Annotated in this window: 24 protein-coding genes, 1 tRNA gene and 2 pseudogenes; 17 read left to right on the top strand and 10 right to left on the bottom strand. The window is 55.5% G+C overall.

The genetic code is table 11. From position 1 onward, the window contains the following. Window positions 1-90: 90 nt before the first annotated feature. Window positions 91-1,755 carry an electron transfer flavoprotein-ubiquinone oxidoreductase gene (locus AD665_RS02640; RefSeq protein ID WP_053190773.1) on the bottom strand — a complete coding sequence of 555 codons (1,665 nt, stop codon included), beginning with the start codon at window positions 1,753-1,755 and terminating at the stop codon, window positions 91-93. Between the two features lie 543 nt (window positions 1,756-2,298). Between AD665_RS02640 and AD665_RS02645 the strand changes: the two genes are divergently transcribed. From AD665_RS02645 to AD665_RS02700, 13 genes and pseudogenes are all read left to right on the top strand, one after another. After that, complete coding sequence (locus AD665_RS02645) at window positions 2,299-3,048, top strand: electron transfer flavoprotein subunit beta/FixA family protein (RefSeq protein WP_024776877.1); 750 nt, start codon at window positions 2,299-2,301, stop codon at window positions 3,046-3,048. Window positions 3,049-3,050: 2 nt separating this feature from the next. Continuing rightward, on the top strand, window positions 3,051-3,980 hold the full coding sequence (locus tag AD665_RS02650) for an electron transfer flavoprotein subunit alpha/FixB family protein (RefSeq protein WP_024776876.1): 930 nt from the start codon (window positions 3,051-3,053) through the stop codon (window positions 3,978-3,980). 138 nt (window positions 3,981-4,118) lie between these two features. Next, entirely contained in the window at window positions 4,119-4,943 is an 825-nt protein-coding gene (locus AD665_RS02655; protein ID WP_053190776.1) for a substrate-binding periplasmic protein, read from the top strand. Window positions 4,944-4,952: 9 nt separating this feature from the next. After that, window positions 4,953-5,312, top strand: coding sequence for a DUF4398 domain-containing protein (locus AD665_RS02660; RefSeq protein ID WP_003204190.1), 360 nt, complete (start codon window positions 4,953-4,955; stop codon window positions 5,310-5,312). Beyond that, window positions 5,309-6,118, top strand: coding sequence for an OmpA family protein (locus AD665_RS02665; RefSeq protein ID WP_024776874.1), 810 nt, complete (start codon window positions 5,309-5,311; stop codon window positions 6,116-6,118). The genes AD665_RS02660 and AD665_RS02665 overlap by 4 nt, the downstream gene beginning before the upstream one ends. 197 nt (window positions 6,119-6,315) lie before the next feature. Beyond that, window positions 6,316-7,758: an aminotransferase-like domain-containing protein gene (locus AD665_RS02670; RefSeq protein ID WP_024776873.1), complete on the top strand. Its 1,443-nt coding sequence runs from the start codon at window positions 6,316-6,318 to the stop codon at window positions 7,756-7,758. Between the two features lie 72 nt (window positions 7,759-7,830). After that, window positions 7,831-8,304 carry a hypothetical protein gene (locus tag AD665_RS02675; RefSeq protein WP_053190778.1) on the top strand — a complete coding sequence of 158 codons (474 nt, stop codon included), beginning with the start codon at window positions 7,831-7,833 and terminating at the stop codon, window positions 8,302-8,304. A gap of 142 nt (window positions 8,305-8,446) precedes the next feature. Continuing rightward, window positions 8,447-8,725 (top strand): YkgJ family cysteine cluster protein, encoded by a 279-nt coding sequence (locus AD665_RS26625; RefSeq protein WP_055135102.1) that lies wholly within the window; start codon window positions 8,447-8,449, stop codon window positions 8,723-8,725. Window positions 8,726-8,780: 55 nt separating this feature from the next. Beyond that, on the top strand, window positions 8,781-9,389 hold the full coding sequence (locus tag AD665_RS02680) for an START domain-containing protein (RefSeq protein WP_053190780.1): 609 nt from the start codon (window positions 8,781-8,783) through the stop codon (window positions 9,387-9,389). Window positions 9,390-9,536: 147 nt separating this feature from the next. Next, window positions 9,537-9,773 (top strand): hypothetical protein, encoded by a 237-nt coding sequence (locus AD665_RS02685; RefSeq protein ID WP_024776870.1) that lies wholly within the window; start codon window positions 9,537-9,539, stop codon window positions 9,771-9,773. Between the two features lie 203 nt (window positions 9,774-9,976). Continuing rightward, window positions 9,977-10,318 carry a ribonuclease E inhibitor RraB gene (locus tag AD665_RS02690; RefSeq protein ID WP_047699165.1) on the top strand — a complete coding sequence of 114 codons (342 nt, stop codon included), beginning with the start codon at window positions 9,977-9,979 and terminating at the stop codon, window positions 10,316-10,318. A gap of 89 nt (window positions 10,319-10,407) precedes the next feature. Continuing rightward, window positions 10,408-10,575, top strand: a pseudogene (locus tag AD665_RS02695) (alpha-E domain-containing protein); the annotation flags it as partial. Further along, a complete protein-coding gene (locus AD665_RS02700) occupies window positions 10,572-11,372 on the top strand; it encodes a transglutaminase family protein (protein ID WP_053190783.1) in 801 nt (266 codons plus the stop codon). The pseudogene AD665_RS02695 and the gene AD665_RS02700, both read left to right, overlap by 4 nt. Window positions 11,373-11,419: 47 nt before the next feature. On the opposite strand, the gene AD665_RS02705 is transcribed toward AD665_RS02700, so the two are convergent. Further along, window positions 11,420-12,247, bottom strand: a complete 828-nt coding sequence (locus tag AD665_RS02705; protein ID WP_033034133.1) for a c-type cytochrome — start codon at window positions 12,245-12,247, stop codon at window positions 11,420-11,422. A gap of 609 nt (window positions 12,248-12,856) precedes the next feature. On the opposite strand from AD665_RS02705, the gene AD665_RS02710 reads away from it, so the two are divergent. From AD665_RS02710 to AD665_RS02720, 3 genes are all read left to right on the top strand, one after another. Beyond that, window positions 12,857-14,062, top strand: a complete 1,206-nt coding sequence (locus tag AD665_RS02710; RefSeq protein WP_053191294.1) for an acetyl-CoA C-acetyltransferase — start codon at window positions 12,857-12,859, stop codon at window positions 14,060-14,062. A gap of 24 nt (window positions 14,063-14,086) precedes the next feature. Continuing rightward, on the top strand, window positions 14,087-16,231 hold the full coding sequence (locus AD665_RS02715) for a 3-hydroxyacyl-CoA dehydrogenase NAD-binding domain-containing protein (protein WP_053190785.1): 2,145 nt from the start codon (window positions 14,087-14,089) through the stop codon (window positions 16,229-16,231). Window positions 16,232-16,313: 82 nt separating this feature from the next. Continuing rightward, the gene (locus AD665_RS02720) at window positions 16,314-17,048 is read left to right on the top strand and encodes an amidotransferase (protein ID WP_024776863.1); all 735 of its coding nucleotides are present in this window, start codon (window positions 16,314-16,316) and stop codon (window positions 17,046-17,048) included. 135 nt (window positions 17,049-17,183) lie between these two features. Here AD665_RS02720 and AD665_RS02725 read toward each other — a convergent pair whose 3' ends face one another. The 3 genes from AD665_RS02725 to AD665_RS02735 all read right to left on the bottom strand — a co-directional run bounded on the left by AD665_RS02725 (window position 17,184) and on the right by AD665_RS02735 (window position 19,952). Beyond that, the gene (locus AD665_RS02725) at window positions 17,184-18,155 is read right to left on the bottom strand and encodes a magnesium and cobalt transport protein CorA (RefSeq protein ID WP_024776862.1); all 972 of its coding nucleotides are present in this window, start codon (window positions 18,153-18,155) and stop codon (window positions 17,184-17,186) included. A 132-nt stretch (window positions 18,156-18,287) separates the two neighbouring features. Then, entirely contained in the window at window positions 18,288-19,010 is a 723-nt protein-coding gene (locus tag AD665_RS02730) for a lysophospholipid acyltransferase family protein (RefSeq protein ID WP_053190788.1), read from the bottom strand. 252 nt (window positions 19,011-19,262) lie between these two features. Next, complete coding sequence (locus tag AD665_RS02735; RefSeq protein WP_053190789.1) at window positions 19,263-19,952, bottom strand: crotonase/enoyl-CoA hydratase family protein; 690 nt, start codon at window positions 19,950-19,952, stop codon at window positions 19,263-19,265. 306 nt (window positions 19,953-20,258) lie between these two features. Here AD665_RS02735 and AD665_RS02740 point away from each other — a divergent pair. Further along, window positions 20,259-20,348, top strand: a tRNA-Ser gene (locus tag AD665_RS02740). A 175-nt stretch (window positions 20,349-20,523) separates the two neighbouring features. Here the strand turns inward: AD665_RS02740 and AD665_RS27280 are convergent. From AD665_RS27280 to AD665_RS27285, 5 genes and pseudogenes are all read right to left on the bottom strand, one after another. Then, window positions 20,524-21,519, bottom strand: a complete 996-nt coding sequence (locus tag AD665_RS27280) for a hypothetical protein (RefSeq protein ID WP_147460435.1) — start codon at window positions 21,517-21,519, stop codon at window positions 20,524-20,526. A gap of 150 nt (window positions 21,520-21,669) precedes the next feature. Beyond that, window positions 21,670-21,849 (bottom strand): annotated as a pseudogene (locus AD665_RS27750) (site-specific integrase); the annotation flags it as partial. 290 nt (window positions 21,850-22,139) lie between these two features. Beyond that, complete coding sequence (locus AD665_RS02750) at window positions 22,140-23,573, bottom strand: hypothetical protein (protein WP_147460436.1); 1,434 nt, start codon at window positions 23,571-23,573, stop codon at window positions 22,140-22,142. Window positions 23,574-24,119: 546 nt separating this feature from the next. Further along, the gene (locus AD665_RS02755) at window positions 24,120-25,148 is read right to left on the bottom strand and encodes a hypothetical protein (protein WP_147460437.1); all 1,029 of its coding nucleotides are present in this window, start codon (window positions 25,146-25,148) and stop codon (window positions 24,120-24,122) included. Between the two features lie 194 nt (window positions 25,149-25,342). Continuing rightward, entirely contained in the window at window positions 25,343-26,155 is an 813-nt protein-coding gene (locus AD665_RS27285; RefSeq protein WP_147460438.1) for a hypothetical protein, read from the bottom strand. Window positions 26,156-26,207: the final 52 nt, after the last annotated feature.

The raw sequence follows: 26,207 nt of genomic DNA on the forward strand, positions 1-26,207 counted from the left end.
GGCTCGCTCCCACAGGGAGATCGGCGCTCCATTCATTGCAGGCAACAAAAAGGCCCCCATTGCGGGAGCCATGATGTTCAGCGAATCGGCTTACATGTTCGGGTAAGTCGGCCCACCGGCGCCTTCCGGCGAGACCCAGGTGATGTTCTGGGCCGGGTCCTTGATGTCGCAGGTCTTGCAGTGGACGCAATTCTGGGCGTTGATCTGGAAGCGTTTCTCGCCGTCCTCCTTGGTCACCACCTCATACACGCCGGCCGGGCAGTAGCGTTGGGCCGGTTCGTCGTACAGGGGCAGGTTCTTGCTGATCGGGATGCTCGGATCGGTCAGTTTCAGGTGGCAGGGTTGTTCTTCTTCATGGTTGGTACCGGAGATGAACACCGAGCTGAGTTTGTCGAAGCTGATCTTGCCGTCCGGTTTCGGATAGTCGATCTTCTTGCAATCGGCTGCCAGCTTCAGGCAGGCATAGTCGGGTTTGTTGTCATGCAGGGTGAACGGCAGCTTGCCGCCGAATATGTTCTGGTCGAGCCAGTTGAAGCCGCCACCGATGATTGCGCCATACTTGTGGATCGCCGCGCCGAAGTTGCGGCTGGCGAACAGCTCTTCATACAGCCAGCTCTTCTTGAAGCTATCAACGTAAGCAGTCAGTTCATCACCGCCTTCGGATTCGGCGAACAGGCGATCGGCCACGGCATCGGCGGCGAGCATGCCGGACTTCATGGCGGTGTGGCTGCCCTTGATCTTGGCGAAGTTCAGCGTGCCCAGGTCGCAACCGATCAATGCACCGCCTTTGAAGACCATTTTCGGCAGCGAGTTCAGGCCGCCCTTGCAGATGGCGCGGGCGCCGTAGCTGACGCGCTTGCCGCCTTCCAGATACTGCTTGAGCACCGGGTGATGCTTGAGGCGTTGGAACTCGTCGAACGGCGACAGGTAGGTGTTGCTGTAGGACAGGTCGACGATCAGGCCCACGACCACCTGGTTGTTTTCCAAGTGATATAGGAACGAGCCGCCGGTGTTCTCGGTGCCCATGATGTCCAGCGGCCAGCCGGCGGTGTGCACCACCAGGCCAGGTTGATGTTTGGCCGGGTCGATTTCCCAGATTTCCTTCAAACCGATGCCGTAGTGCTGGGCGTCTGCATCGCTGTCCAGGTTGAAGCGCTTGATCAGTTGCTTGCCGATATGGCCGCGGCAGCCTTCGGCGAACAACGTGTACTTACCGCGCAGTTCCATGCCGGGCGTGTAGAGGCCTTCCTTCGGATGGCCTTCACGGTCGACACCCAGATCGCCGGTGATAATCCCGCGGACAACGCCGTTTTCGTCAAACAGCGCTTCCTGGGCGGCGAAGCCCGGGTAGATTTCCACGCCGAGGTTCTCGGCCTGCTGGGCCAGCCAGCGGCAAAGATTGCCGAGGGAAATAATATAGTTGCCTTCGTTGTGCATGGTCTTGGGCACGAAGAAGTCAGGGATTTTGTTCGCAGTGTCGGCGTTCCTCAGGACATAAATGTCATCGCGCTTGACTGGCGTGTTCAGCGGGGCGCCGAGTTCCTTCCAGTCCGGGAACAGTTCATTCAGGGCGCGGGGCTCGAACACCGCGCCGGAAAGGATGTGTGCACCGACTTCGGAGCCTTTTTCCACCACGCAGACGCTGATTTCCTTACCGGCTTCGGCGGCCTTCTGCTTCAGGCGGCAGGCGGCAGACAGGCCAGCGGGGCCGGCACCGACGATGACCACGTCGAATTCCATGTATTCGCGTTCCACAGGCTATCTCCTACTCTCAAGGCTCACGGTTTTTCTAATTGGAGGTTGGGCGTTGCATCCATTGTTTCCTTCGGGAAAAGACGAAAGCGACAATGGATGACCCGCAGTTCTCTCTTGGGGGCGCATTATATCTACACCACTCTCAGGGTCCAATACAAACGTTTGTTTGAAATAGCCGCAGGCCAGATAAATCACCGACGTGCGGCTTATGACTGGCCATTTTGCCGTATTGACCGGAATAGGCGTTCCGGTCAAGATACGGGCGGTTTTGCGCTCGCCGTAGGCTGACTGTTGGTTTCAAGAGCACCTCTAAAGACAGGGCGAAGGCAGCACAAAGTGACGTATTGCGTGTTCGGACGCGCAGTTTACACGCCGCGATAATGAATGACTCATCGGTCACCATCGACGAGCGGTCTTCACTCCCGTGAGCAAGGTCATGTGTGGTTCATGCCGGCGTTTTTAGAGGTGCCCTTGCGCCCATGAGCATCAACCGCCAGGTTCGCCTAGGCGACTTTCTTTTCACCGGAGAGTAACGAGGAATCCATGAAGGTTCTTGTAGCTGTCAAACGAGTGGTCGACTATAACGTCAAGGTTCGCGTCAAGGCGGACAACTCCGGCGTCGACCTCGCCAACGTCAAGATGTCGATGAACCCTTTCTGCGAAATCGCCGTGGAAGAAGCCGTACGCCTGAAAGAAAAAGGCGTGGCGACCGAAATCGTCGTCGTCTCCATCGGCCCGACCACCGCCCAGGAGCAACTGCGCACTGCGCTGGCGCTGGGTGCCGATCGTGCCATTCTCGTCGAATCCGCCGAGGAGCTGACTTCCCTGGCCGTGGCCAAGCTGCTCAAGGCCGTTGTCGACAAGGAACAGCCACAGCTGGTGATCCTCGGCAAACAAGCCATCGACAGCGACAACAACCAGACTGGCCAGATGCTCGCCGCATTGAGCGGATACGGTCAGGGCACCTTTGCGTCGAAAGTCGAAGTGTCCGGCGACAGCGTTGCCGTGACCCGTGAAATCGACGGCGGCGCGCAGACCGTTTCCCTGAAGCTGCCGGCCATTGTCACCACCGACCTGCGTTTGAACGAGCCGCGCTACGCGTCTCTGCCAAACATCATGAAAGCCAAGAAGAAGCCGCTTGAAGTGCTGACTCCTGACGCTTTGGGCGTTTCCACCGCCTCCACCAACAAGACCCTCAAAGTCGAAGCGCCGGCCGCACGCAGCGCGGGCATCAAGGTCAAGTCGGTGGCTGAACTGGTCGAGAAACTGAAAAACGAAGCGAAGGTAATCTGATCATGACTATCTTGGTAATCGCTGAACACGATAACAAGGCGCTGGCCCCGGCCACGCTGAACACCGTTGCTGCCGCTGCCAAAATCGGTGGCGATATCCACGTTCTGGTAGCCGGGCAGGGCGCTGGCGCCGTGGCTGAAGCTGCCGCGAAAATCGCTGGCGTGGCGAAAGTGCTGTCGGCCGACAATGCCGCTTACGCGCACCAGTTGCCGGAAAACGTTGCACCACTGGTAGCCGAGTTGGGCAAGGCCTACAGCCACATCCTGGCTGCCGCCACGTCCAACGGCAAGAACATCCTGCCGCGCGTTGCCGCTGCCCTGGACGTCGACCAGATTTCCGAGATCATCTCGGTGGAAAGCGCCGACACTTTCCAGCGTCCGATCTATGCCGGTAACGCCATTGCCACCGTGCAGTCGACCGCTGCGATCAAGGTCATCACTGTCCGCGCCACCGGTTTCGACCCGGTAGCGGCCGAAGGTGGCTCGGCCGCCGTCGAAGCCGTCAGCGCTGCCCACGACGCCGGCATTTCCAGCTTCGTCAACGAAGAACTGGCCAAGTCCGATCGTCCTGAACTGACCGCTGCCAAGATCGTCGTTTCCGGCGGCCGTGGCATGCAGAACGGTGACAACTTCAAGCACCTGTACGCCCTGGCTGACAAGCTGGGCGCTGCCGTCGGCGCTTCCCGCGCTGCGGTCGACGCAGGTTTCGTACCCAACGACATGCAGGTCGGTCAGACCGGCAAGATTGTTGCGCCACAGCTGTACATTGCCGTCGGTATCTCCGGCGCGATCCAGCACCTGGCTGGTATGAAGGACTCCAAGGTGATCGTTGCGATCAACAAGGACGAAGAAGCACCGATCTTCCAGGTGGCCGATTACGGCCTGGTGGCAGATCTGTTCGAAGCGGTCCCTGAGTTGGAGAAGCTGGTCTAATCCGGCCTCTTCACTTATAAAGAGCCCGGCTTTGACCGTAGTGCAGTTCATTTAAGGTACCTCTGAGTCCTTGAATGAGCGCAATGCGGTCCTGGCCGGGCTTTTTATTGTCTGCATTTTCAAGGGGAGCGTAACGCCATGGATCTTCGCCGTTTGGCCGGCTGGTCGTTGCTGTGGGCGCTGGCGAGCGTGCCGGGCCTGTCTGTCGCCGCCGGCAAGTGCGAGCGGCTGATCGCCACCGGCAGCCCGGATGCGCCGCCTTATCTCTGGCAGGACCCCCAGGATCCCAAGCACTTGATCGGTGCCAGTGCCGACTTGCTGAGTCAGGTTGCGGGAGCGTTGGGCATCAAGGTCGTATTGCTCTATGCCGGCACTCAAGCCCAGGCACTGGAGGAGGTGCGCAGCGGGCGCATGGATCTGTTCGCCGATGCCTCGCTGACGCCCACCGGGCTTGATTTCCTGGACTACGTTCATCCCCCCGTGCTGGAGAACGATCACCTGGTCTGGACCCGCAAGGATTCTCCACTGGTCGTCAATCGGCCCGAAGATCTGCAAGGTCATCCCGGTGCCTTGTCGGAAAAGGCTCGTATGACCCAGGAATTTGGTCTCTTTGCCGAGCAGAAATTGACCCTGGTCCGCACCTCCAACCTGACCCAGGCCTTTCAGAAATTGCTGCTGGGGGAGGTGGAGTATGTCCTCGCCGGGCGTTACTCGGGCCTGGCGATGGCGCAGACGTTGGGCATGGCGAACGACCTGCAAGCTGCTGCACAACCGGTGGATAAACCGGGGCTGTTCCTCGCGGTTTCCCATGACTCCGCCTGCAACGACCCATGGTTGCGCGGACAGCTGGCACAAAAGATGACAGAATTGGCCGCGTCCGGCCTGACGGAGGCTGTGTTGCAGCGCAATCTCGAACGTTGGAACACACAGTTGCAGCCACCTGTCGGCGCCCCAAAACAGTAGGGAACATTAGTGACTATTCGACCTCTTTTCGCTGCCCTGGCCGTTCTGGCTCTGGCGGGCTGCGCAGCCGATCCGGCGCCGAATGAACAGATCCGCCTGACTGAACAGGCGCTGGAACAAGCCCGGGCGGTGGGAGCCACTGCCGATGAAGTGCCTGAATTGAAACTCGCCGAAGAAAAGTTCGCCCGCGCAAAGTCCAACATGGCCGATGAGTCGTACAAGAAGGCGCGCATGCGCGCCGAGCAAGCCGAGCTGGACGCACGTCTGGCCGAAGCGAAGGTGCTGACCCTCAAGAGCCAGGAGCAGTTGAACGTGCTCGACACCCGTATCAAGCGCTTGCGTAAACAACTGCGGGAGGATGCCCAATGAAGCACTCCCATGTGTTTGGCGGTTTGATCCTGGCGGGCCTGGCCAGTCTGTACGGCTGTGCAGGTCAGCGCAGTGAAGCGGCACTGGAAAAAGCCAGTACCGATTTCCAGAAGGTGAAGGAAGACGCCAACGTCCTGCGCGCAGCGCCCAGAGACGTGATTCGCGCCGGAGAGTCACTGGCCCGGGCTGATCGCTTGTCTACTTACTGGGGCAGCGGTGAGGATGTATTACATTACGCCTACCTCAGCCAGCGCTACAGTGAGATCGCCCGAGAGCACAGCAACCAGGTGCTGAACACAGAGCGTGCGACGAAGCTCGAACTGGAGCGCCAGCGCCTGCAGTTGGCTCTGCGCGAATCCAAGTTGCTCAGTGTCCAGCAGCAGGGCAAGTGGCTGGAAGAGCAGATCATGGAAATGACCACCACCCAGACCGATCGCGGCCTGGTGATGACTCTCGGCGATGTCCTGTTCGACACCGGCCAGGCTGAATTGAAAAACTCGGCCAACCGGGTCGTGCTCAAGATCGTGCAGTTCCTGCAACTCAACCCCAAGCGGGTGGTGCGCATCGAAGGCTATACCGACAGCACCGGTGGCAAGCAGGAGAACCTCAAGCTGTCCCGGGACCGCGCCCAGGCGGTGGCGGATGTGCTGGTGGATCTGGGGATCGATGACAAGCGCATCCAGGTCGAAGGCTACGGCGACGAGTTCCCGGTGGACGTCAACGCCACCGAGCGTGGCCGGGCACAGAACCGGCGGGTTGAAATTGTGTTCTCCGACGAGAAGGGCCAGCTCGGCGCTGCCCGCTAAAGGGTCGCGTCACTGGAAAACCCGGCCCCTCAGGGGCGCCGGGTTTTTTTGTGCTTGTGGTTCCACGTTCGCGCACAGTTGGGGCTGTCACTGCACTGTACGGTCGAGTAATCTGGTAACTGTCCCCGTACACTTCTAAACTGTTCCGGTATCGTTTCCTACAAGAACAACATGCCCGTGAAATCGAGTGCTGCGTCATGACCAACCTCTTGCTCTACCAACGTATTGCTCAGCAACTGGCCGAAGACATCCGCCGGGGTGTGTATCAACCCGGTGAGCGCGTGCCGTCGGTGCGCAAGATGAGTTCGCAGCTCAACGTCAGTCACGCGACGGTGTTACAGGCCTATGCCAACCTTGAGGACCAAGGGCTGATTCGTGCGCGACCGCAGTCGGGTTATTACGTGCACCAGACGCCGGCGCTTACGGCGCCGACCCCGGATATTGCCCGGGTAGAGCGTCCAGGGTTGGTGACTCGCAGCAGTATCATCCAGCAGGTATTGGTCGAGTCCCGTCGCGAAGGGGTATTTCCGTTGGGGGCGGCGGTCCCGAGTGTGGATTACCTGCCTGTACGGGCATTGCATCAGCAATTGGCCAAGGTCACGCGCTTCCATAGCCCGCGGGCGTTCAGCTACATGTTCAGCCCGGGCTTCGAACCGTTGCGTCGCCAGGTGGCGATTCGCATGCGCGACGCAGGCGTCGTCGTGGACCCTTCCGAAGTGGTGATTACCCACGGCTGCGTCGATGCGCTGCAGATGTCCCTGCGGGTACTGACCCGGCCAGGAGATCTGATCGCTGCCGAATCGCCCACTTACTATGGTTTGCTGCAACTGGCGGATCTGTTGGGCCTCAAGGTCATCGAGATCCCCAGCGACCCGGTGACCGGCATGAGTCTGGAGGCCCTGCAACTGGCGGCCAACCAGTGGTCGATCAAGGCGCTGGTGCTGACCACGCGGCTGAGCAACCCTCTTGGCGGTACGATGCCCGAGGAGCGGCAGAAGCAACTGTTGCGACTGGCTTCGGACTTCGACATTCAGATTGTCGAGGATGACATCTACGGCGAGTTGATGTTCGAGCAAGGTCGCACCAAAGCGCTCAAGGCCTATGATCGACTGGACCGGGTCATCTACTGTTCGAGTTTTTCCAAGACGTTGTCGCCGGGTGTACGCATCGGCTGGATGATCGCCGGCAAATTCCAGCAGGAGATCCAGCGACTGCAGACGTTCAGTACGCATTCGGCGTGCAGCGTCACGCAGATGGGCATCGCGGCCTATCTGGAGAATGGCGGCTACGACCGCCATCTGCGCTATATCCGCCAGGAGTACCGCAAGAATCTCAGTGCCTTCCAGCTCGCGGTGCAACAGTACTTCCCCGAAGGCACGCAAATGAGCCGTCCCACCGGCGGCTTCATCCTGTGGGTCAGTCTGCCGGGGCGGGTCAATACCCAAGAGCTGCACGTCCGGGCCTTGCAGCAGGGGATCAGTATTGCGCCGGGGTTGATCTTCAGTAACACCGAGCAGTTCAACCACTGCATTCGCCTGAACTGCGGCATCCCTTGGAACCGTGAGGCGGAGCGGGCCTTGATGACGCTGGGGCTGTTGGCCACACAACTATGCCAGGAGACCGCCAGCGGTTTTTTGTAGGGATCAACGTGCTTGTCAGCGTCTGATTATCAGGCGAGCATGTACTTCTCTGCCGTAAGTGCCGTTGTATCTATGAAAGCCATTGCTCCTGCGACCTGGGTTTTGATCGGCCTGCTGACTGTCTTCCACGCCGGAGGTGTCGTGGCTGCTTCGGCGCAAGAAAAACCGGCCGCCAGCGCCACGAAAAGCGTGTCGAAAAAGCCACAGGCAGCGAAAAAAGCGCCTGCTAAAAAAACGGCTTCCCCGCAGAAGAAACGGGCCCCTATTGCCTCCAAGAGCAAGTCTGCCCATGAGGTTGCCAAGACTCCATTACCGCCAGCCAACCTGGATTTGAGCCTGCCACATGACATGGTTCAGAAACTGCAACCACCCGGCACAGTGCCGCTACCCCAGCGTGAGCCGCTGCTGCCGTCCATGTTCGGGCAGAAGCCGGATCCATTTCAGCTCAATGGCCGTCTGCTGAATAACGAAATGCAGCTGCCGTTGCGTAACTCGGAGCGACGGGAAGTGGAGGGGGCGGCCCTGGACTTTGAGTTCAAGCGATAAGTCTTCTCGACGCAGTTCGTCGCTGACTGTTCAGTCATCTGCCATTGGGCAAAAAAACACGCAGACGGTAATTTAAAACGAGTGTTTAAGCCGTTACTCTGTATTTCGTTATTGGGCCGTTACCCGTGAGGATGTCGTCGTCATGAAATGCCGTGAAGGCTGTGGCGCCTGCTGCATTGCCCCTTCCATCAGCTCGTCGATCCCAGGCATGCCTCACGGCAAACCTGCGGGAGAACGTTGTGTGCAATTATCGGTCGATAACTTGTGCCGGATCTTCGGTCTGCCGGAACGTCCAGCTGTGTGTTCGGGGTTTGCAGCCGACATCGAGGTCTGCGGCAACAGCAGCGAGGAAGCCATCCGACTGATCGGGTGGTGGGAGCAGGCCACAGCGTTTAACGGTTCAATGGACAGGGCTGAATAACGAAGCCCAATGACGAAATTCAAATGACCGGACTTCGACAATAAGGAAAAAAACTATGGGTTCGCTGCATCGTATGGCTGTGTTGTGTGGCTTGACCGCCTTTCTGGCAACCGCAACTGCGCAGGCGGAAGACTGGCAGGTCGTCAAGGAGCGGGACGGGATCAAGGTTTCACTCAGTGACGTGGCCGGCTCCAAGTACAAGGCCTACCGTGGCGTGACTGTCATGAAGACCACCATGACGAAGTTGCGAGCCTTGCAGGAAGACGTCCCGGGTGCCTGTGCCTGGATCCATGAGTGCAAGACCCAGAAGCTGCTCAAGCACGAAGGCAACCAGAGTTGGACCTATACCCAATTCAACACGCCGTGGCCGGTCACGTCCCGGGATTCGGTGCTGCAAGTCACCACCATCGAAGGCGCCGATGGCAGCCTGACCCGCAACCTCAAGGGCGTGCCGACCTACCTGCCGGAAGAGAAGGGGTTTGTGCGAGTGGCCCAGGTCGATGGTTTCTGGAAATTCACGCCCAAGGGCGAGGACCAGATCGAGGTAACCTATCAGGTCCATACCGAGCCCGGTGGTGATGTGCCGTCCTGGCTGGCCAACAAATTCGTGGTGGATGCACCGTTCAATACCTTGAAGGCCTTGAGGGAACGTGCCGAGAAATAATCGGCAGGTCTGATGGATGTCCACACCGGGACCGCCCTTGAGGCGGTCTTTTCATTGGTGCCGTCCAGGTAATCAGCGGAACGATTATTCCCCCCCAAATGTCGAGATAGAGGTAAGCCCGGCCATGATTTGATCGAGGAGACACCAATGCAAAAGTGGGAAATCACGTTCGTTGATGACCACGGCGAAGCGATCGCCGAGCAGTTCGACTATGACCAGGAGCCCACCATGGAGCAGGCGGCACAGTTGATTCGCGAAAGACTGCTCCCGGTGTCTGCCAAGTTGGACCTCAATGATCTGGAAGGGCGAACCGCCGAGCCGACGGTCAAGAATCTCAAGTCCCAGCACAGCATTGAAATCATCAACATTAAACCGATTTCATGAAGTTCATGGCCTGGCCCCGCTTGGCAGTGGTCACCACTTGCGGCTACTCTGCAATAGAGATCAGCGAAAGGATCACCAAGGTCCGGTCTTGTCAGCTACATGCTTGTGTCCCGACGGTCATTTGATGCCGTATCGCTTGCAATCCAACGGGTTGCTCGCACGGGAAGACGGAAAGTCTATCCATCGATCGAGGAGGACGTTTCATGAGCACAGCCTATCAAGAAGACATCAGCACCAGCGTGCTGCGCCGCATGAAAGAAGGCGGGTTCGACTTCTCACAATTCCATCCAATCGAGTTCTACGCCATTTTCCCGGATGAGGAGCGGGCGCGCAGGGCTGCAGGTCATTTTCGGGGTGAGTCGTTGAACGCACAGATCAGCGCACGGGACGATGGTGCCTGGTCATTGGAATTGAGCCGGGTGATGTATGCCACCTATGATGACATTGGAGATTTCGAGCAAGACTTCGAGGCGGTGGTAGAGCCCCTGGGCGGCATCATCGAAGGTTGGGGGGTGAAGCAGGAGATCCGGCGTTTCCAGGCCTGATTTCCATACCCTGCCACAGCACAGCGGCTGACCTTCGGGTTGGCCGTTTTCGTGTGTGCAGCCTGTGCCGGGGCACTGGCAGTTGTACCAACGGACAGCTGGCACAACGCCTGGCAGTGGAAATCGTTGCACGGCTGCGCTACATCGGTATCAACGAAATCCTCGACGGTGGCCTGCATGCCTGGCTCACCGAATTCATTCCGCTGGTTCGGGAACTGAGCCACGCCGTCCACAGTTCCTACCTGGAGGTCATATGAGACTCTCGATCAGCCATGAAACGGCTTACCACTACGAACAGCAGGTTCGCGCCAGCATCCAGTACCTGCGCCTGACTCCTCACGACAGTGAACGCCAGCAGGTACTGAGCTGGCAGCTCGATCTGCCGAGGCCGGTGCGCGCGCAGTTGGACCCGTACGGCAACATCCTTCACGTCCTTACCCTGGATGAGCCCCATGAAACGATCATCATCGGCGCGCGGGGGCAGGTGGACATCGACCCGTTGCGCGAGGCCGAGCACGAGGAGCAATCAGCCTTGCCGTTCTTGCGTTTCACCCGGCTGACCGAAGCGGACGAAGCGCTACGTGCCTTTGCTCGGAAGCAATGCGGACATCGCCGCGACCGCACGGCGCTGATCGACCTGATGCAGGGGGTGAACCAGCACATGGCCTACGCCCCTGGTTCCACTGAAGTGGAAACCGGCGCGGCCCAGGCATTCGCCAGTGGTAGCGGGGTGTGCCAGGACCATACCCACGTATTCCTGGCCTGCGCCCGCAGCCTGGGCATACCGGCACGCTATGTGTCGGGCTACGTGTACAGCGGGGACAGTGAACACCTGGCCAGCCATGCCTGGGCCGAGGCCTGGCTCGAGGACGCCTGGTACAGCTTCGACGTGACCCACCAGCTGTCACGTCCGGAGCGACACCTTAAACTGGCCGTTGGCCTGGATTACCTCGATGCTTGCCCGGTACGTGGCTTGCGTCGTGGTGGCGGTGAGCAGATGCGGGCCAGAATGGCCATGACGCCGGCACCGGTGATCACAGTCCAGCAACAATGACTTGGAGCTGCAGCGAGGGAGAGAGCTCCCTCGTCACATGAATGGTCTTACTGGCTCAACGGCTGTTTACGCCCCGCCATATGCTTCAGGTAGCCCACCAACAGATCCAGTTCCGAGTCCGGCAGCACCGCCGCTGAAAACGCCGGCATCTTGCCTTGAGGCCAGTGACGCAGGCCCTGAGGGTCCCGGATATAGCGCTTGAGGAAATCTCCCGAGAAATACTCCGTGGGATTGAAGGGAATATTCAGGTCCGGGCCAAACTGCGCGTCGCCTGCACCATTGAGCCGATGGCATGCCAGGCAATTCTTCTGGAACAGTTCGAAGCCCTTGTTGACCGGATCGTCCTTGGCCAGGGTGGGCGCGGGCAGCAGGGCGGGGAAGCGCTCGGCCACGGCTGACATGCGCTTGATGCTCGCCACCGCATACGGCCATTGTTCCGGGCTGATATGACCCGCTTGAGGATCGGTCCAGACCAGATAGAAAGGCCCTGCACTGGGTTTGCCCTCGCCCAGGGATGGCCAAGGGGCGGCCGGATCTTCGATTGCCAGCCAGGCGCGTGCGCCGTTCTTGCTGATCAATGGCGCCGCGGACATTTCGGCGGCGAAACCGTCCAGTGCAACGGCCTGCAGGTGATCATCCGGCCGGACACCGGTCAGCAGCGCCGTCAGAGGCACGGCGCGGTAGCTCATCGGTTTCTTGTAGGAGACGTCGTCGGGTATCTGGATGGTTCGAGCTTCAGGATGCTTGAGCAGCTCTTCGGTTTGCCAGGCACGCGCAGTCGCGCCCAACTCCAGCACCAGTTGGGCGGCATACAGAGGCGTGCTGAGCAGCAGCGCCCCGAACAGGATGAGAGCTTTCAATGGATCGCCTTCCATGTCGAGAGAGTGGCGCAAAGGTTGGCACAGCCAACACCGCTCGAACAACGAGCCCGTCACATTTTTTGGCGACACAATGGAAGGCGATACCGCTCACTACTGATGCAGACACGCGCGCGCCGTGCTTAGCCGATCACTTTGGGAATATTCGGCAAAATCAACAGCAGCGTCGTGGCGAAGAGAATGAGTCCGGCTTGACGAACTTTCGAATGTTTGAACATGGCTGACCCGCCTTTTTTGTTATTTCCTGAGGCCAGCCTGCATAACTCCATGGTGGCTGGCGTTGCACTTCCTGTCTGACAAGCGCCTCGGCAAAACCCGACGACTCTCTTGTACAAGGATTACATTAGGGGCCGCAGCCCCGTTGGCTTAGATCCAATTCGTATCAGTTTCAAACCTGTCGCTATAAAAAAGGAATGAGGCCTATTGCCACCTTCTTGCGGGTCCTTTAGCTAGACAGCTTGCGTTCCTGAATCGGTTAACCCGATAGCAGGCTACCGTTCGTCTGACCGTGGTCGTCAATGCGGTTGAGCGCTCGGGTCATTGAATCCGGAGCCGCTGGGCTTATGGTTGCAGGCATTGCGTTATTCGTCGTGGTTCGAGGATGTCATGACCCAAGCGTTGATTTTCGATGCCTTGCGCACACCCCGTGGCAAGGGCAAGGCTGATGGTGCGCTGTACAGCGTCAAGCCGGTGAACCTGGTGGGAGGGTTGCTTCAGGCCTTGCAGCAGCGCATGGATCTGGACACCAGCCAGGTCGATGACGTCGTGCTCGGTTGCGTGACACCGGTAGGCGAGCAGGGGGCTGACATTGCCAAGACCGCCGTCTTGATGGCCGGTTGGGATGTCAGTGTGGCGGGTGTCCAGCTCAATCGGTTTTGCGCCTCGGGCCTTGAAGCGGTGAACCTGGCCGCCATGAAAGTGCGCTCCGGGTTCGAAGACCTGGTGGTGGCCGGTGGTGTCGAGTCGATGTCCCGGGTGCCAATGGGAAGCGACGGCGGTGCGTGGGCGCTGGATCCGCAATCCAACTTGCAGGGTCACTTCGTTCCTCAAGGCATCGGTGCCGACCTGATCGCCACGCTGGAAGGCTTCAGTCGCGAAGACGTCGATGCCTATGCGCTGAACTCCCAGAAAAAAGCCGGGCGGGCCCGGGCTGATGGCGCTTTCGAGAAATCCCTGGTGGCAGTACGGGATCAGAACGGCATCGTGCTGCTGGATCATGACGAATTCATCCGCGTCGATTCCACCCTTGAAGGCCTGGGCAGGCTCAAGCCAAGTTTCGAAGCCATGGGCCAGATGGGCTTCGATGCCACGGCGTTACGGGTCTACAGCCATGTCGAGCGGATCGATCATGTGCACACACCCGGCAACAGCTCCGGGATCGTCGATGGGGCGGCACTGATGCTGATCGGCTCCGAGGCCAAGGGACGTGCCCTGGGCCTGCGGCCTCGAGCGCGGGTCGTCGCCACGGCTGTCACCAGCACCGATCCGACCATCATGCTCACCGGGCCGGCGCCGGCCACCCGCAAAGCCTTGGCCAAGGCCGGGTTGCGGGTGCAGGACATCGACTTGTTCGAGGTCAACGAAGCCTTCGCCTCGGTAGTACTCAAGTTCATCAAGGACATGGCCATCGACCCCGCCAGGGTCAACGTCAACGGTGGCGCCATCGCCATGGGACATCCCTTGGGGGCAACGGGGTGTGCCATTCTCGGCACCCTGCTCGATGAGTTGGAGGTGCGTCGCCTGCGCTACGGGCTGGCGACCTTGTGTGTGGGCGGCGGCATGGGCATTGCCACTGTTATCGAACGCCTCTGAGCCGACTTCAAAGGACATTTTTCAATGACCGCTGCCATTCGTTACGAAACTGGCCAGGACCGGATCGTCATCCTGACAATGGACCTGCCTGGCCAGAGCGCCAATACCATGAATGCCGTGTACCGTGAGGCCATGGCCGCCTGCGTGGCACGTCTGGTTGCCGAAAGAGACTCGATCGCCGGCGTGATCATCACCTCGGCCAAGAAGACGTTCTTCGCCGGAGGTGACCTCAATGAGCTGGTCGCGGTCGGCAAGTCCGAGGCCAAGGCTTTCTACACGATGATCCTTGGACTCAAGGCGCAATTGCGCGCCCTTGAGACGCTAGGCAAGCCGGTAGTGGCCGCCATCAATGGTGCGGCGCTCGGAGGCGGCTGGGAGATCTGCCTGGCTTGCCATCATCGCGTGGCGCTGGATCATCCGTCGGTGCGGATCGGACTGCCGGAAGTCACCCTGGGCTTGCTGCCAGGTGGCGGTGGGGTGGTACGGATGGTGCGCCTGCTCGGCCTGGAGAAGGCCTTGCCGTATCTGCTCGAAGGCAAGCGGGTGTGCCCTCGACAAGCGCTGCAGGCCGGGTTGATCGATGAACTGGCGGTCGATGGTGATGAACTGCTGGCCAAGGCTCGTGCCTGGATTCTCGCCAATCCGGCCGCGGTCCAGCCTTGGGACGTAAAGGACTATCGGATCCCCGGGGGCACGCCGTCCGATCCGGGCGTCATGCAGACGCTGGCGATTGCACCTTCGATCCTGCGCAACAAGACCCAGGGGTGCTTGCCGGCGCCGGAAAAAATCCTCTGTGCCGCGGTGGAGGGTGCCCAGGTGGACTTTGACGCGGCGCACCTGATCGAAACCCGCTATTTCACTGAATTGACCACGGGCCAGATCGCCAAGAACCTGATCGGCACCTTCTGGTTCCAGCTCAACGAGATCAAGGCCGGAGGCTCGCGCCCACGAGGGTTTGCACCTTATCTGACAAAGAAAGTCGGTGTGCTCGGCGCTGGCATGATGGGGGCCGGCATTGCCTGTGTCAGCGCCCTGGCCGGCATCGAGGTGGTCCTCAAGGATATCGACCTGGCCGCCGCCGAGCAGGGCAAGGCCCGTTTGGCCGTGCTACTGGACAAGCAAGTCGCCCGCGAGCAGATCACCGTGCAGCAACGCGAAACCACGCTGGCGCGGATCCACACCACTGACAACGATGCGCACCTGTCCGCTTGCGATCTGATCATCGAAGCAGTGTTTGAGGACCGAGCCCTGAAGGCCGAAGTGTTGGCGGCTGCCCACGCGGTAGTGGGGCCGCAAGTGGTGATCGCCTCCAACACCTCGACGTTGCCCATCACCGGCCTGGCTGCTGCGATAGCCGACCCGAAAAAGTTCATCGGCCTGCATTTCTTCAGTCCGGTGGAAAAAATGCCATTGGTGGAAATCGTCAAGGGCGTCCACACCAGCGATGCCACCTTGGCTCGTGGTTTCGATTTCGTCCTGCAGATCAACAAAACGCCGATCGTGGTCAATGACAGTCGCGGTTTCTTCACGTCGCGGGTATTCGGCACCTTTATCCATGAGGGCATCGCCATGCTCGGTGAAGGGGTGGGAGCGCCGATGATCGAGACCGAGGCCCGCAAGGCCGGGATGCAGGTCGGGCCTCTGGCAGTTTCCGACGAAGTTTCCCTCAGCTTGATCAGTCATATCCGTGCCGAAACCGCCAAGGACCTTAAAGCAGAAGGGAAAACGCCGATTGAGCATCCAGCGTTCGCCGTGATTGACGTGTTGCTCAAGGAATACCAGCGACCGGGAAAAGCTGCCGGAGCCGGTTTCTACGAATACCCGGTCGGTGGCCGAAAACATCTGTGGCCGGAGCTCAAACGTCGTTTCGAGGATGCCGACAGGCAGATTCCGCCCCAGGACATCCGTGATCGCCTGCTGTTTATCCAGGCCCTGGAAACCGTGCGTTGTATGGAGGAGGGCGTGCTCATGTCGACGGCCGATGCCAACGTTGGTTCGATCTTCGGGATCGGTTTCGCGACCTGGACTGGCGGTGCATTGCAGTTCATCAATCAGTACGGCCCGCGTGACTTCGTGGCCCGGGCCCAGTACCTGGCCGAGCAATATGGCGAACGTTTCTCACCGCCGGCCCTGTTGCTGGAAAAAGCCGCTAGGCAGGCCTTGTTCTGATTGCGGGGGGCTTGCCTTGAGGGGTATTTCAAGGCAGGCTCTGAGGTGTGCAATATTCCCATCACCGTGTCAGGTATTTTTTATGTCCCTACGCATCTGCATCCTCGAAACCGATATCCTGCGTCCAGAGCTGGTCGATCAATATCAGGGTTACGGGCAGATGTTCCAGCGTCTGTTTTCACAACAGCCTGTTGCGGCCGACTTTGTCGTTTACAACGTCGTAGAGGGCCAGTATCCGAGCGATGACGAGGTGTTCGATGCCTACCTGGTGACCGGTAGCAAGGCCGATTCCTTTGGTACCGATCCCTGGATTCAAACCCTCAAGAAGTATCTTCTGGACCGCTACCAGCGTGGCGACAAACTGTTGGGCATTTGCTTTGGCCACCAGCTGTTGGCGCTGTTGTTGGGCGGCAAGACCGAACGTGCGGCCCAGGGTTGGGGCGTCGGCACGCATCGTTACAAGCTCGCGGCCAAGGCCCCATGGATGAGTCCGGTGATGGAGGAGTTGACCCTGCTGATCAGTCATCAGGACCAGGTCACTCAGTTGCCCGAAAACGCTACGGTCATCGCCTCCAGCGATTTCTGCCCGTACGCTGCCTACCACATCAATGATCAGGTGCTGTGCTTCCAGGGCCACCCTGAATTCATCCACGATTATTCCCGGGCGTTGCTGGAACTCCGCCAGCAACACCTTGGCGAGCAGATCTACAGCCAGGGCGTGGCGAGCCTGGAACAGGAACATCACGGCACGACCGTGGCAGAGTGGATGATGCGTTTCGTTGCTCACAAGCCACAGGCCAGAACGACCCAGGGTTGAAGACCTACATGTGGGGGCGAGCCTGCTCGCGATAGCGGAGGGTCAGCCGACAACAGTGCCAGTTGATAAACCGCCATCGCGAGCAGGCTCGCTCCCACAGGGTTATGTGTACGGTCAAATGGGGAGCAGGCCTGCCTACAACCACCCCGACCGCTTGAAGCTGACCCATAATGCAGTACATCCCACGGTGATCACCCCCAGCACCGTGAAGTAGCCGTAATGCCAACTCAGCTCCGGCATGTCCTGGAAGTTCATCCCGTAGATCCCGGCCACCGCCGTTGGAAACGCCAGGATTGCCGCCCATGCCGCGAACTTGCGCTGCACCACGCTCTGGCGTGACGCTTCGAGCAGCACGCCGACTTCGATGGTCTGGCTGGCAATGTCCGCCAGGGTCGTCAGGTCTTCCATCTGCCGTGTGACATGAATCTGCACATCGCGGAAGTACGGGCGCATGTTCTTGTCGATAAAAGGAAAGTTCAGCTTCTGCAGTTCTTCACTGATTTCCACCATCGGCGCTGCGTAGCGGCGCAGGCGCAGCACATCGCGACGCAAGCTGTGCAGGTTCTGGATGTCCCGTTCGTTCAAGGCGCTGCACAGCACATGGTGCTCCAGCTCATCGATCTCGTTATGAATGGCTTCGCCCATCGGCTGATAGTTTTCAATGACGAAATCGAGGATGGCATAGAGTACGAAATCTTCCCCATGCTCTAGCAGGAGTGGACGTGCCTCACAGCGTTGTCGGACATGGGCGTAGGAGGCCGAATGCCCATTACGGGCGGTGATGATGTAGCCCTTGCCGGCGAAGATATGGGTTTCGATGAACTGCAGCTTGCCGTCCTTGCGTATCGGCGAATACGTGACGATGAACAGCGCATCACCGAAAGTCTCAAGCTTGGGACGGCTGTGCTTCTCCATGGCATCTTCAATCGCCAGTTCGTGAAGGTTGAATTGACGCTGCAGATTGGTCAGCTCCTGAGCACTGGGTTCTTCGAGGCCGATCCACACAAAATGTCCTGGTTTTGCGGCCCAGGCGCTGCCTTCGTCGAGGGTGATATTGGTGACTTTCTTACCGGCGCTGTAAACCGCAGCAGCAACGACTCTACCCATGATGGTGGTTCACTTCTTATTGGAAAATGGCAGTAGCAGGCACAGTGCAGCTTAGCGCGCCCTGTTGCTTGAGAGTCAGCAAAATCCGCTGAGTTCGCTCACAGAAACACCCATCGTGAGGAGAGGCTGTGCTCAACCGGCCTGCAATTGGCTGTCCATCGCCGCGATGCACTCGTTCATCTGCTCTCGGCACCGGGCGATGAGCTGGGGCATGTCATCCAGGGTCAGCCCTTGCGTAGGAATTGCCGGCAGCGAGCGTATGAGAATGTCACCGCTGTGCCAGCGATTGAGGTGCATATGCTTGATGTAGCGGCTCACGCATACCGGCACAATCGGCACCCCGGCGGCGATCGCCATCTGAAAAGCGCCTTTCTTGAACGGCAGCAAATCCCCGCCTAGATTGCGGGTGCCCTCCGGGAAGACCCAGATGGACGTCTGTTCATGCTGCAGCGTGTGGGTCGTGGTCTGCATGGCGCGGCGCGCCTTGATCGCGTTGCCTCTATCGATCAACACGTTACCCGCCAGCCAGAACAACTGCCCGAACAGCGGCACCCACTTCAAGCTCTTTTTGCCGATGCAAACGGTGCGATGGGGCACCACGTTGCCGAACACGAACAGGTCATAGTTGGATTGATGGTTAGCGATGATCACGCAGCTCTGGGATTTGCCTACCAACGTCTCAACGTCGGCCTTGACCCGTAAACCCATAATCCACATGGCGGGCCACGCATACAACCTTGCGCATAAACGGCTGTTGTCCGGGTTGAAGGGGCGGCACAGGCCCAGGATCACACCCAACACCCCCGCTACAAGAAAATGCAGACCCATCAGCAACATACGCAATACGAACAACATCCACAGGCCCACCGGGACAAAAAGGTGGTTCAGTGTACGAGTGTGCACTGGTTTCGGCAATTGCCCCCAGGAGGAAGGAGACGGGGCGATGTTCGAGGGCATGTTTTCAACGGAGGGAAAGCCGCAGGCTAGAGCGGCCTCGGTTTTTTGTGGGAGCGAGCCTGCTCGCGATGGCAGGGGTACATTCAATAGACAAATGCTGCTGATGTACCGCTATCGCGCGCAGGCTCGCTCCACAAGGACAAACAGGGATTAACCCTGGTATTCCTGGTCCAGCAGGATCGCAGTGTCCAAGGCTTCCAACAGTGCCTTGCGCACTTTCAACTTGGTGTTCTTGTGCGCCTTCATGTTGATTTTCTGCAACTGACGCGCCGCTTCCAGCGCCGCGTCCTGCAACTCCTGCACCGAGACTACTTTATCGAGGAAGCCCGCATCCACGGCACTCTGCGGGTTGAACATCTCGCCATTGATGACCGAGCGATGAAACGCAGACCTGCGCAAGCGATCACGGGCCAACTCGATGCCGGCGTGATGCATGGTCATGCCGATTTGCACTTCGTTCAGGCCAATGCTGAATGGCCCGTCCACACCGATGCGGTAGTCAGCCGAGAGCAGCAGGAATGCGCCTTTTGCCACAGCGTGGCCAGGGCAAGCGACAATGACCGGGAAGGGGTGTGACAACAGTCGACGGGACAGGGTCGAGCCGGCGGTGACCAGGCCTACCGCTTCTTTGGGGCCGGCAGTCATCACCTTCAAATCATAACCACCCGACAAGATCCCCGGTTGCCCGGTGATGATCACGACCGCCCGATCCTCCGTCGCCTGATCCAGTGCGGCGTTAAACGCGGCAATGACGTCCGGTGAGATGGCATTGACCTTGCCGTTGTTCAAGGTCAGGGTCGCGATACCGTCTTCGAGATGGTAGGCAATCAGGTCGCTCATGACGCATTCCTTGTAAGATAAGTGCCGCAAACGTTACCCACCGTCACGGATCAGGTAAAGCGCCATGACTGACTCACCGGTCAGCCCCGGGCGGTATAAACAGTCTGTCCCGCCCGGTCGGCCGTGTCTGCATCCACTAGGCGGTGTACAAGCCGACCCGGAGATTGGCCGGTTTGCCCTGTTCTGTCGTGTTTGAAATGCCGGAACATCTTAACCGCATGAAAATTCTGAAAAAAACCTTTGCCATCGGAAAGGCTTTCGACTACATTAGCGCGCCTCGACAGACTGAACAGTTTGCCGAGACACGGTGAAGTGTCCGAGTGGCTTAAGGAGCACGCCTGGAAAGTGTGTATACAGGAAACTGTATCGAGAGTTCGAATCTCTCCTTCACCGCCACATTCTGCAAACACAAACCCCTGATTTTCCTAGAGAAAGTCGGGGGTTTGTGGTTTCTGGCGTCTGGAAAAGGGCGATATGGGAACAATATGGGAATGGTGATGCCAATGTGGGCGCGCTAGTGGTCCGTTTCTAACGCGTTGTCGAGGCTTCTGTGATGCCTATCGAAGAGGCGCTAGCCGCCAGAGTCTGCTGGTGTGGATTCTGCCTCTCTCGATCGCTGAATCTGTTGATCGATGGTAGGAAGATAAGGCAGGAGATAATCCAAACCTCCAGTGTCATGTTTAATCATTTTTATTTGATTTTTTGGTATTTCAATGAATTGATTTGTTGAATCATTCAATAGAATGAAAGCTTCGGTGCTTCGTATGATGAGGTAAAGTTTCTTATCAAGATTGTTCTTAGAGGACGTACTATCTATCAGTTCTATTGTAACCGGGATTCCTCCGCCGTAGCCAACAAGTCTCAGAAGGTTTGAGTAATAGTTCGGATTGAATAGAAATACGACCCATGCGGAAAAGTAGATGGCTGTGGTTATCAAGGCTATCCATTTTATTGTGGATGGTCTTATCAGCGTGATAAAGGCGAAAGCGGCGAATATAGAGTAGGATATAATGGCGATATTAAGAATGTCAGGGCGGATTTTTGTAAGATTTTGAGGATAAGCGATGATAAAAAATATGCTATAAATGATTGTGCCGGTAGCTATTGCGGCTGCCCAGCCCAGCCACCAAGGCTTGTTCTTGAAGTACTCACTGAGGTCGGGATTGAAAGTCATAAGTAGTCGCGGAATTCTACTGTTTGGTCTCCATTTGACTAGATAACTGGTCCAGTTATTGAGTTTTGCGAATATTTTGAATGCTAGGATAGTTAAACAATATATCAATGACCCAGAAATCAAGAACGCAAGGTTTATCAATGTTACGCTTGCTTTTAAATATGGTATGCCTTCTATGGGGGGTCTAACGCCATAGGATATTGCATAAAAATAAGTGGCGTACTCGCTTAGTAGTCCAAGTATGCTAGAGCCGCCTAATGCTCCTAAAAGCGCACCTATGATTAGTTTTATCGGTAGGGACCAACTCAGGCTACTCCATGCGAATATTATTATTTTCTTTGTTTTCAATAAAATACTATCAAAAATATTTACCTCTGGTGTGGCTACATTCATAAATGGAATCCGTTCTTTGCAAGGAAGGTGTCTGAGCACAGCGTTGGCATGAAATGGGGGGGGCAATAGGCCTTTATCGTTGCACTCATGTGAGTTTTTAGCAACGGGGGATAAGATTTAACCATCGGATTCCATCAGCTATGGGTCATGCTACAGATCTAGTGCGTGCTGCAGCATCCCAATCACATCCGGGCCGTCCTCATTGATCCAAGTACCATAATGCTGTCGAATCATGTTTCCATTCGTATGCCCCATCTGTTCCGCGATCCAATCAATCGAAGCCACCCCCGTGGTCAGTAGCTGGCTAGCATAAGTGTGCCGACAACAGCCCCGTATATGGGATGCCGTTTATATATTTGTCCACGTTGTGGACGTTTTGTGCCTCCTTTTTCGTGTTGAGTGCCTGCGTTATACGGGCTGAGAGTCCTAGATCTGCTAGTTTAGCTGCTGCTTCAGGATAAAGTCCTGCTGGGTGCCATTGGTTCAGGTTGCACCCCTCTCGTGCTGCCCAAGTTTCGTCTTGAGCGTTGACATGGAAAGACATAAGTGATGCTAGGATTGCGAAGTATGCTTTGTAGTGCTGCATAAATTATCCTTAACTATCCTAGTCTCTGTAGATGTTAGAAATGGTTCGCGCTACTGAACCAGTTACCTCTGTTGTCCAGTGTTTGCTTCCACTCGCTCACGCATTGGATAACTTTGGGTATAGCGGTGTAGTCTGCTTCGGGATATGAGCTTATAGACATACTTGTGATTTTTGGTTTAAGCCCATTGCTTGCTTCGGTTTTTGTATAGAACTTATCTATGGTTGCGGTCATATAATAAGGTTGCCCCCCGACGGTTTGGACAAAGCCGACTCGATTTGACGAAACAGCAGTATGGCAGGTAGGTGGGGTAACATCATGGAGTGATACATAATCTTCTATGGTTTTGATACGCAGATTGGTGTCGATGTCATTGACTTTTGTATTGGGGGTTGCAATGGCGTCAAACTCTGCGTTGTTCAGATATTTAACAAAATAAGTATCGACAGTTTCCGTGGGGGGGGCTAGTTCGTCGGCGATGGATTTGAAAGTCAATTCTCGCTGCGGATCTTTCATTGGATGACCCAAGCAAAGTTCTAGAGTGCGTGGGGACAAAAACCGACCATGCTGCTCCAAAAGGTATGCTTCCAATAGACGTTGCACATCGTAAGAGTTTAGCTTGGTCGAGTAATTGGATTTTAGACTGTTACATTCGTTCTGAATGGTGGAAAAATTACCAGCTATATAATTAATGTTTTCCTTGGTGCGGCGTTCTTTAAGTTGGTTGATTAATGTTGTGTTGCTATCTAGCTGAAGATTCATAATGCGGTCGGAACTTTTGTCTTCCAGTAAAGAATTTTTCTTGGTGAGATATATATCTGCTAGGTAATACTTATCTGAGCCGATCTTCGCAGATAGAGATATTTTGCTTTTTTCGTCATCGTCAGGAAGTCTAAAAGTTATTATTTGAAGATCTGTGGTGCTAGCCGAACTTGCGATTGCATTATCAACAACTGAAATCATTTCTTTGGTTAGCGGTTTGGCTATGATTGCCGCGATTGCGTTCGTTGATGAATTTAGATATTTAAATGTATCAACAGCGTTCTGCAGAGATGTGACTTTCTCATTTTTAGCGTAAGAGAAGCTTATTTTGTGCTCTTTATCAAGGTTTTCAAGTAACAAGTAACCGGTTAGATTGCTGCTTAAAATGTATTCCTTTTTACAATTTCTACCGTCTTGTTCATATTTCACAGTTACCAAGGGGGCGCCGTCGTACGTCAGGAGAAGCATGGTCTGATTACTTGCACCGATGACCTTTCGGCCTATCGCATTTAAGAAGCTGTCGTTGCAAAATCCTAGCAGATCAGGACTTGAGCCAGTAGCTTTTACATACATAGTATCATTGAGCTTTTGTGGAGCGCTCAAGCTGGGAATTAACTGAACGGCCTCTGATTGTGAGAACCAACCTGCAAATGAGACCGATGGACATGCGGACAGAGACATAATAATGATCGACGTTGAAAGTTTCATCCCTGATCTTCTCCAGTATGAAATTGAACGACATTTGACTATTGCTATTGATGTAATGCTATAGACGATGGCTAACTGATATGCAAGTTTATGCTAGGTTTATTTTGCTTAGCTTGCTTTCGATCAAGCTAATAAAGGTATGTATTTTTACTGTATTCAAGGTGTTGCCTTAAGCCTTGATATCACCACAACAGCAAAACGCGGAGATTCGATAAATTTTCATAGCATAGACAGGAGAACGACGTGGCTAGCGCAGTCTAAAAGCTCGCGATGGAGCTGGGAGCTTGCCACAAATATTTTACACGACTCCGCGCAGCGACCAGCGAAGCCGTTACTGACTTTTGTGTGACTCCATTTGCGGTCGGCTCTGACTCGTAACGTGTTCAAGGAAAAGTCATACGCATGGAGTGCCCGTAGCGGAGGAGTTTTCGATTGGCTGGGGAGGATCGTAGGTTGCTCGTGGAGGCCGGTGGTGGCGCTAGGCGCCACGGTGACGCAGACCTTTAGGGTGTGGATTAGCGCCTACAGGTTTGCATGTAATCAAAATCAGCGGGGCAGGGAAAGTAGAAATTCGTCAGTGATTTCGAACAGGTAGTCAGTCGGATCACTGCCTTTTTCTTTCATATGCAACATTTTACAAATTTGCTCATCGTCAAGAATGATAATCAGCTTTCCAAGTTCACGCATCGCCCCCTGGGCCATTTTTATTGCGCTTTCATGTGCGCCTTTCCGCGTGATCATGATGGCGACTTTTCGTAGGCCTTTTTCGAGAAGGTATTTTTCGGTTGTTAGGACTTGGCCTTGTTTGATAGGTTTGGAATAGTTTTTGAATTCAAAAAGAATATATCTGCTGTGCAAATGTTGAAGGGCGAAGTTCCAAAATTCAGTTGATGGTTTGATTCTGCATACAAAATCAAAACGATTTAAATCATCGTCAGTTTTTTGCTGTTCTTTCCAGCCTGTTAAATGATCCTTGAAGAGATATTCAAGGATCTCCCTGCATTTCGCTTCATAATCGTTCCATGCTGGTTTTCCGGGTTTTATCGCTCGCAATTCTTTGCATAGATTTGTCCCAGCGGTGTCTATCGATGGAGGTGTCGAATGTTCGTCGAATTGGGGAGGGTTAATGTCTATTGCCAAGTCGTAGAATTGGTCGACGGCAATAGATAAATCGTCTGGGTTAATTTCAAATAATGCATGTAAGTCTTCCGTTATTTCCGGGGAGTCAGAGGCCAAGTGCAAAAGTAGCTGCCTATCTAGAACTACGACCCTGTATTCTTTTTTGAGATATTCCCTTTGAGCTCCCGTAATAATGCACGAGACGATCAGCATGCCTGATAGTTTTGGATTTTTATCCATTTCTAGGCGTATTTGTTGTGCAGCGTTGCTCAGGAGCTTCAGTTGTGCTCTATGTGTTTTATAGTATTTGATCTCTACTGCCCAAGTAGTGCCATTTTTCTTTGTAAAGAAGTCGGCGTGTGACGGGCTTTTAGTGAGTAGTGTGAAGCCGCTGTGCGAAAGTAATGTGGAGATTGTTTTTTCAAAGTTACGAGCTGCTCCGATTAAATCATTCATTTCTTGAGTCGCTCTTATTGGGGTTGTTAGAATATCAATTAAAATGATTTTTGGCTGGCTTTGTTAAAGCTTCGAAAAACGTTTTGGTGTCTTTTAGTATAAACTCATTGGTGCTTAAGTGTGTGGGGTGAATTTTTATTTCTGTTGCGGCTGTATAATTATTTTTGTGAAAAAATAATTATACAGTATTGCTTTTAAAGTTGATGATGCCAAATTAAGGCTTTGCCGATGATAATGCCTAGGAAGAGACATAGAATATACATAGGAAGGTTTAGGAAGCCTGCGATGGCCTTCAAGCGTGATTCGAGTGTCTTGTATTCGCGGCGATAGTAAAGATTTGAGCTTTTTAGGCCTCTTACTTTTTCCTTCAGCTTAGATATCTCTCGCCAGGTTTTGTCGAGCGATTGTAGTCCGTAGTCTTTGTTTATGTTGGGCCAGTTTGCGTATGCAATGAGGTCAGAGACAGTCAATGTGGGGTCGGAGCTTCCTTGCATACCCTCAGGACCATCCCATATGAATCTAATGCCTGAATTGCAGTACAGTTTATTTCGCCTCTCCTTATTTTCCTTGTAGCCATCTCCTGCAATGACGGATATTGGTACGATCTTGTAAGATGGGTCGAATTGTTTTGCCCAACTGACTATTTTATGGAATAGATAGGTGCCTACATGTAAACCCTGCATAGAGCTATTTACCATGACAGACCCGTTGGTCAGTTTTACTCTCTGCCGACTACATTCTCCACCCATTTCACTTATCAAAGATCCTGCTTTTTGCGGACCTTCACTGCCGTATAGATAGGTGGCTCTAACCTTTATTCTGGCAGTGGATGTAGAAGTTTTGTCGGACGACCAGCTATGAGATTTTAGCTGGGTTTCAATCAGTAGATAGTGTGTTTTTGGATGGTATTCATTATGTTCTTTGACTTCGATGATTTCCATTTCGCCAATAGTATCTTCGGTCGAAACTCTTACATTAATATCGGCTAACGTTACAGCATGCTCCATTGCTATGTCCTTCTCTTGTATCCGGTTCGGTCTGCTCCATTTTGTCACGGAT

The organism is Pseudomonas corrugata (assembly GCF_001269905.1).
Classification (GTDB): domain Bacteria; phylum Pseudomonadota; class Gammaproteobacteria; order Pseudomonadales; family Pseudomonadaceae; genus Aquipseudomonas; species Aquipseudomonas corrugata.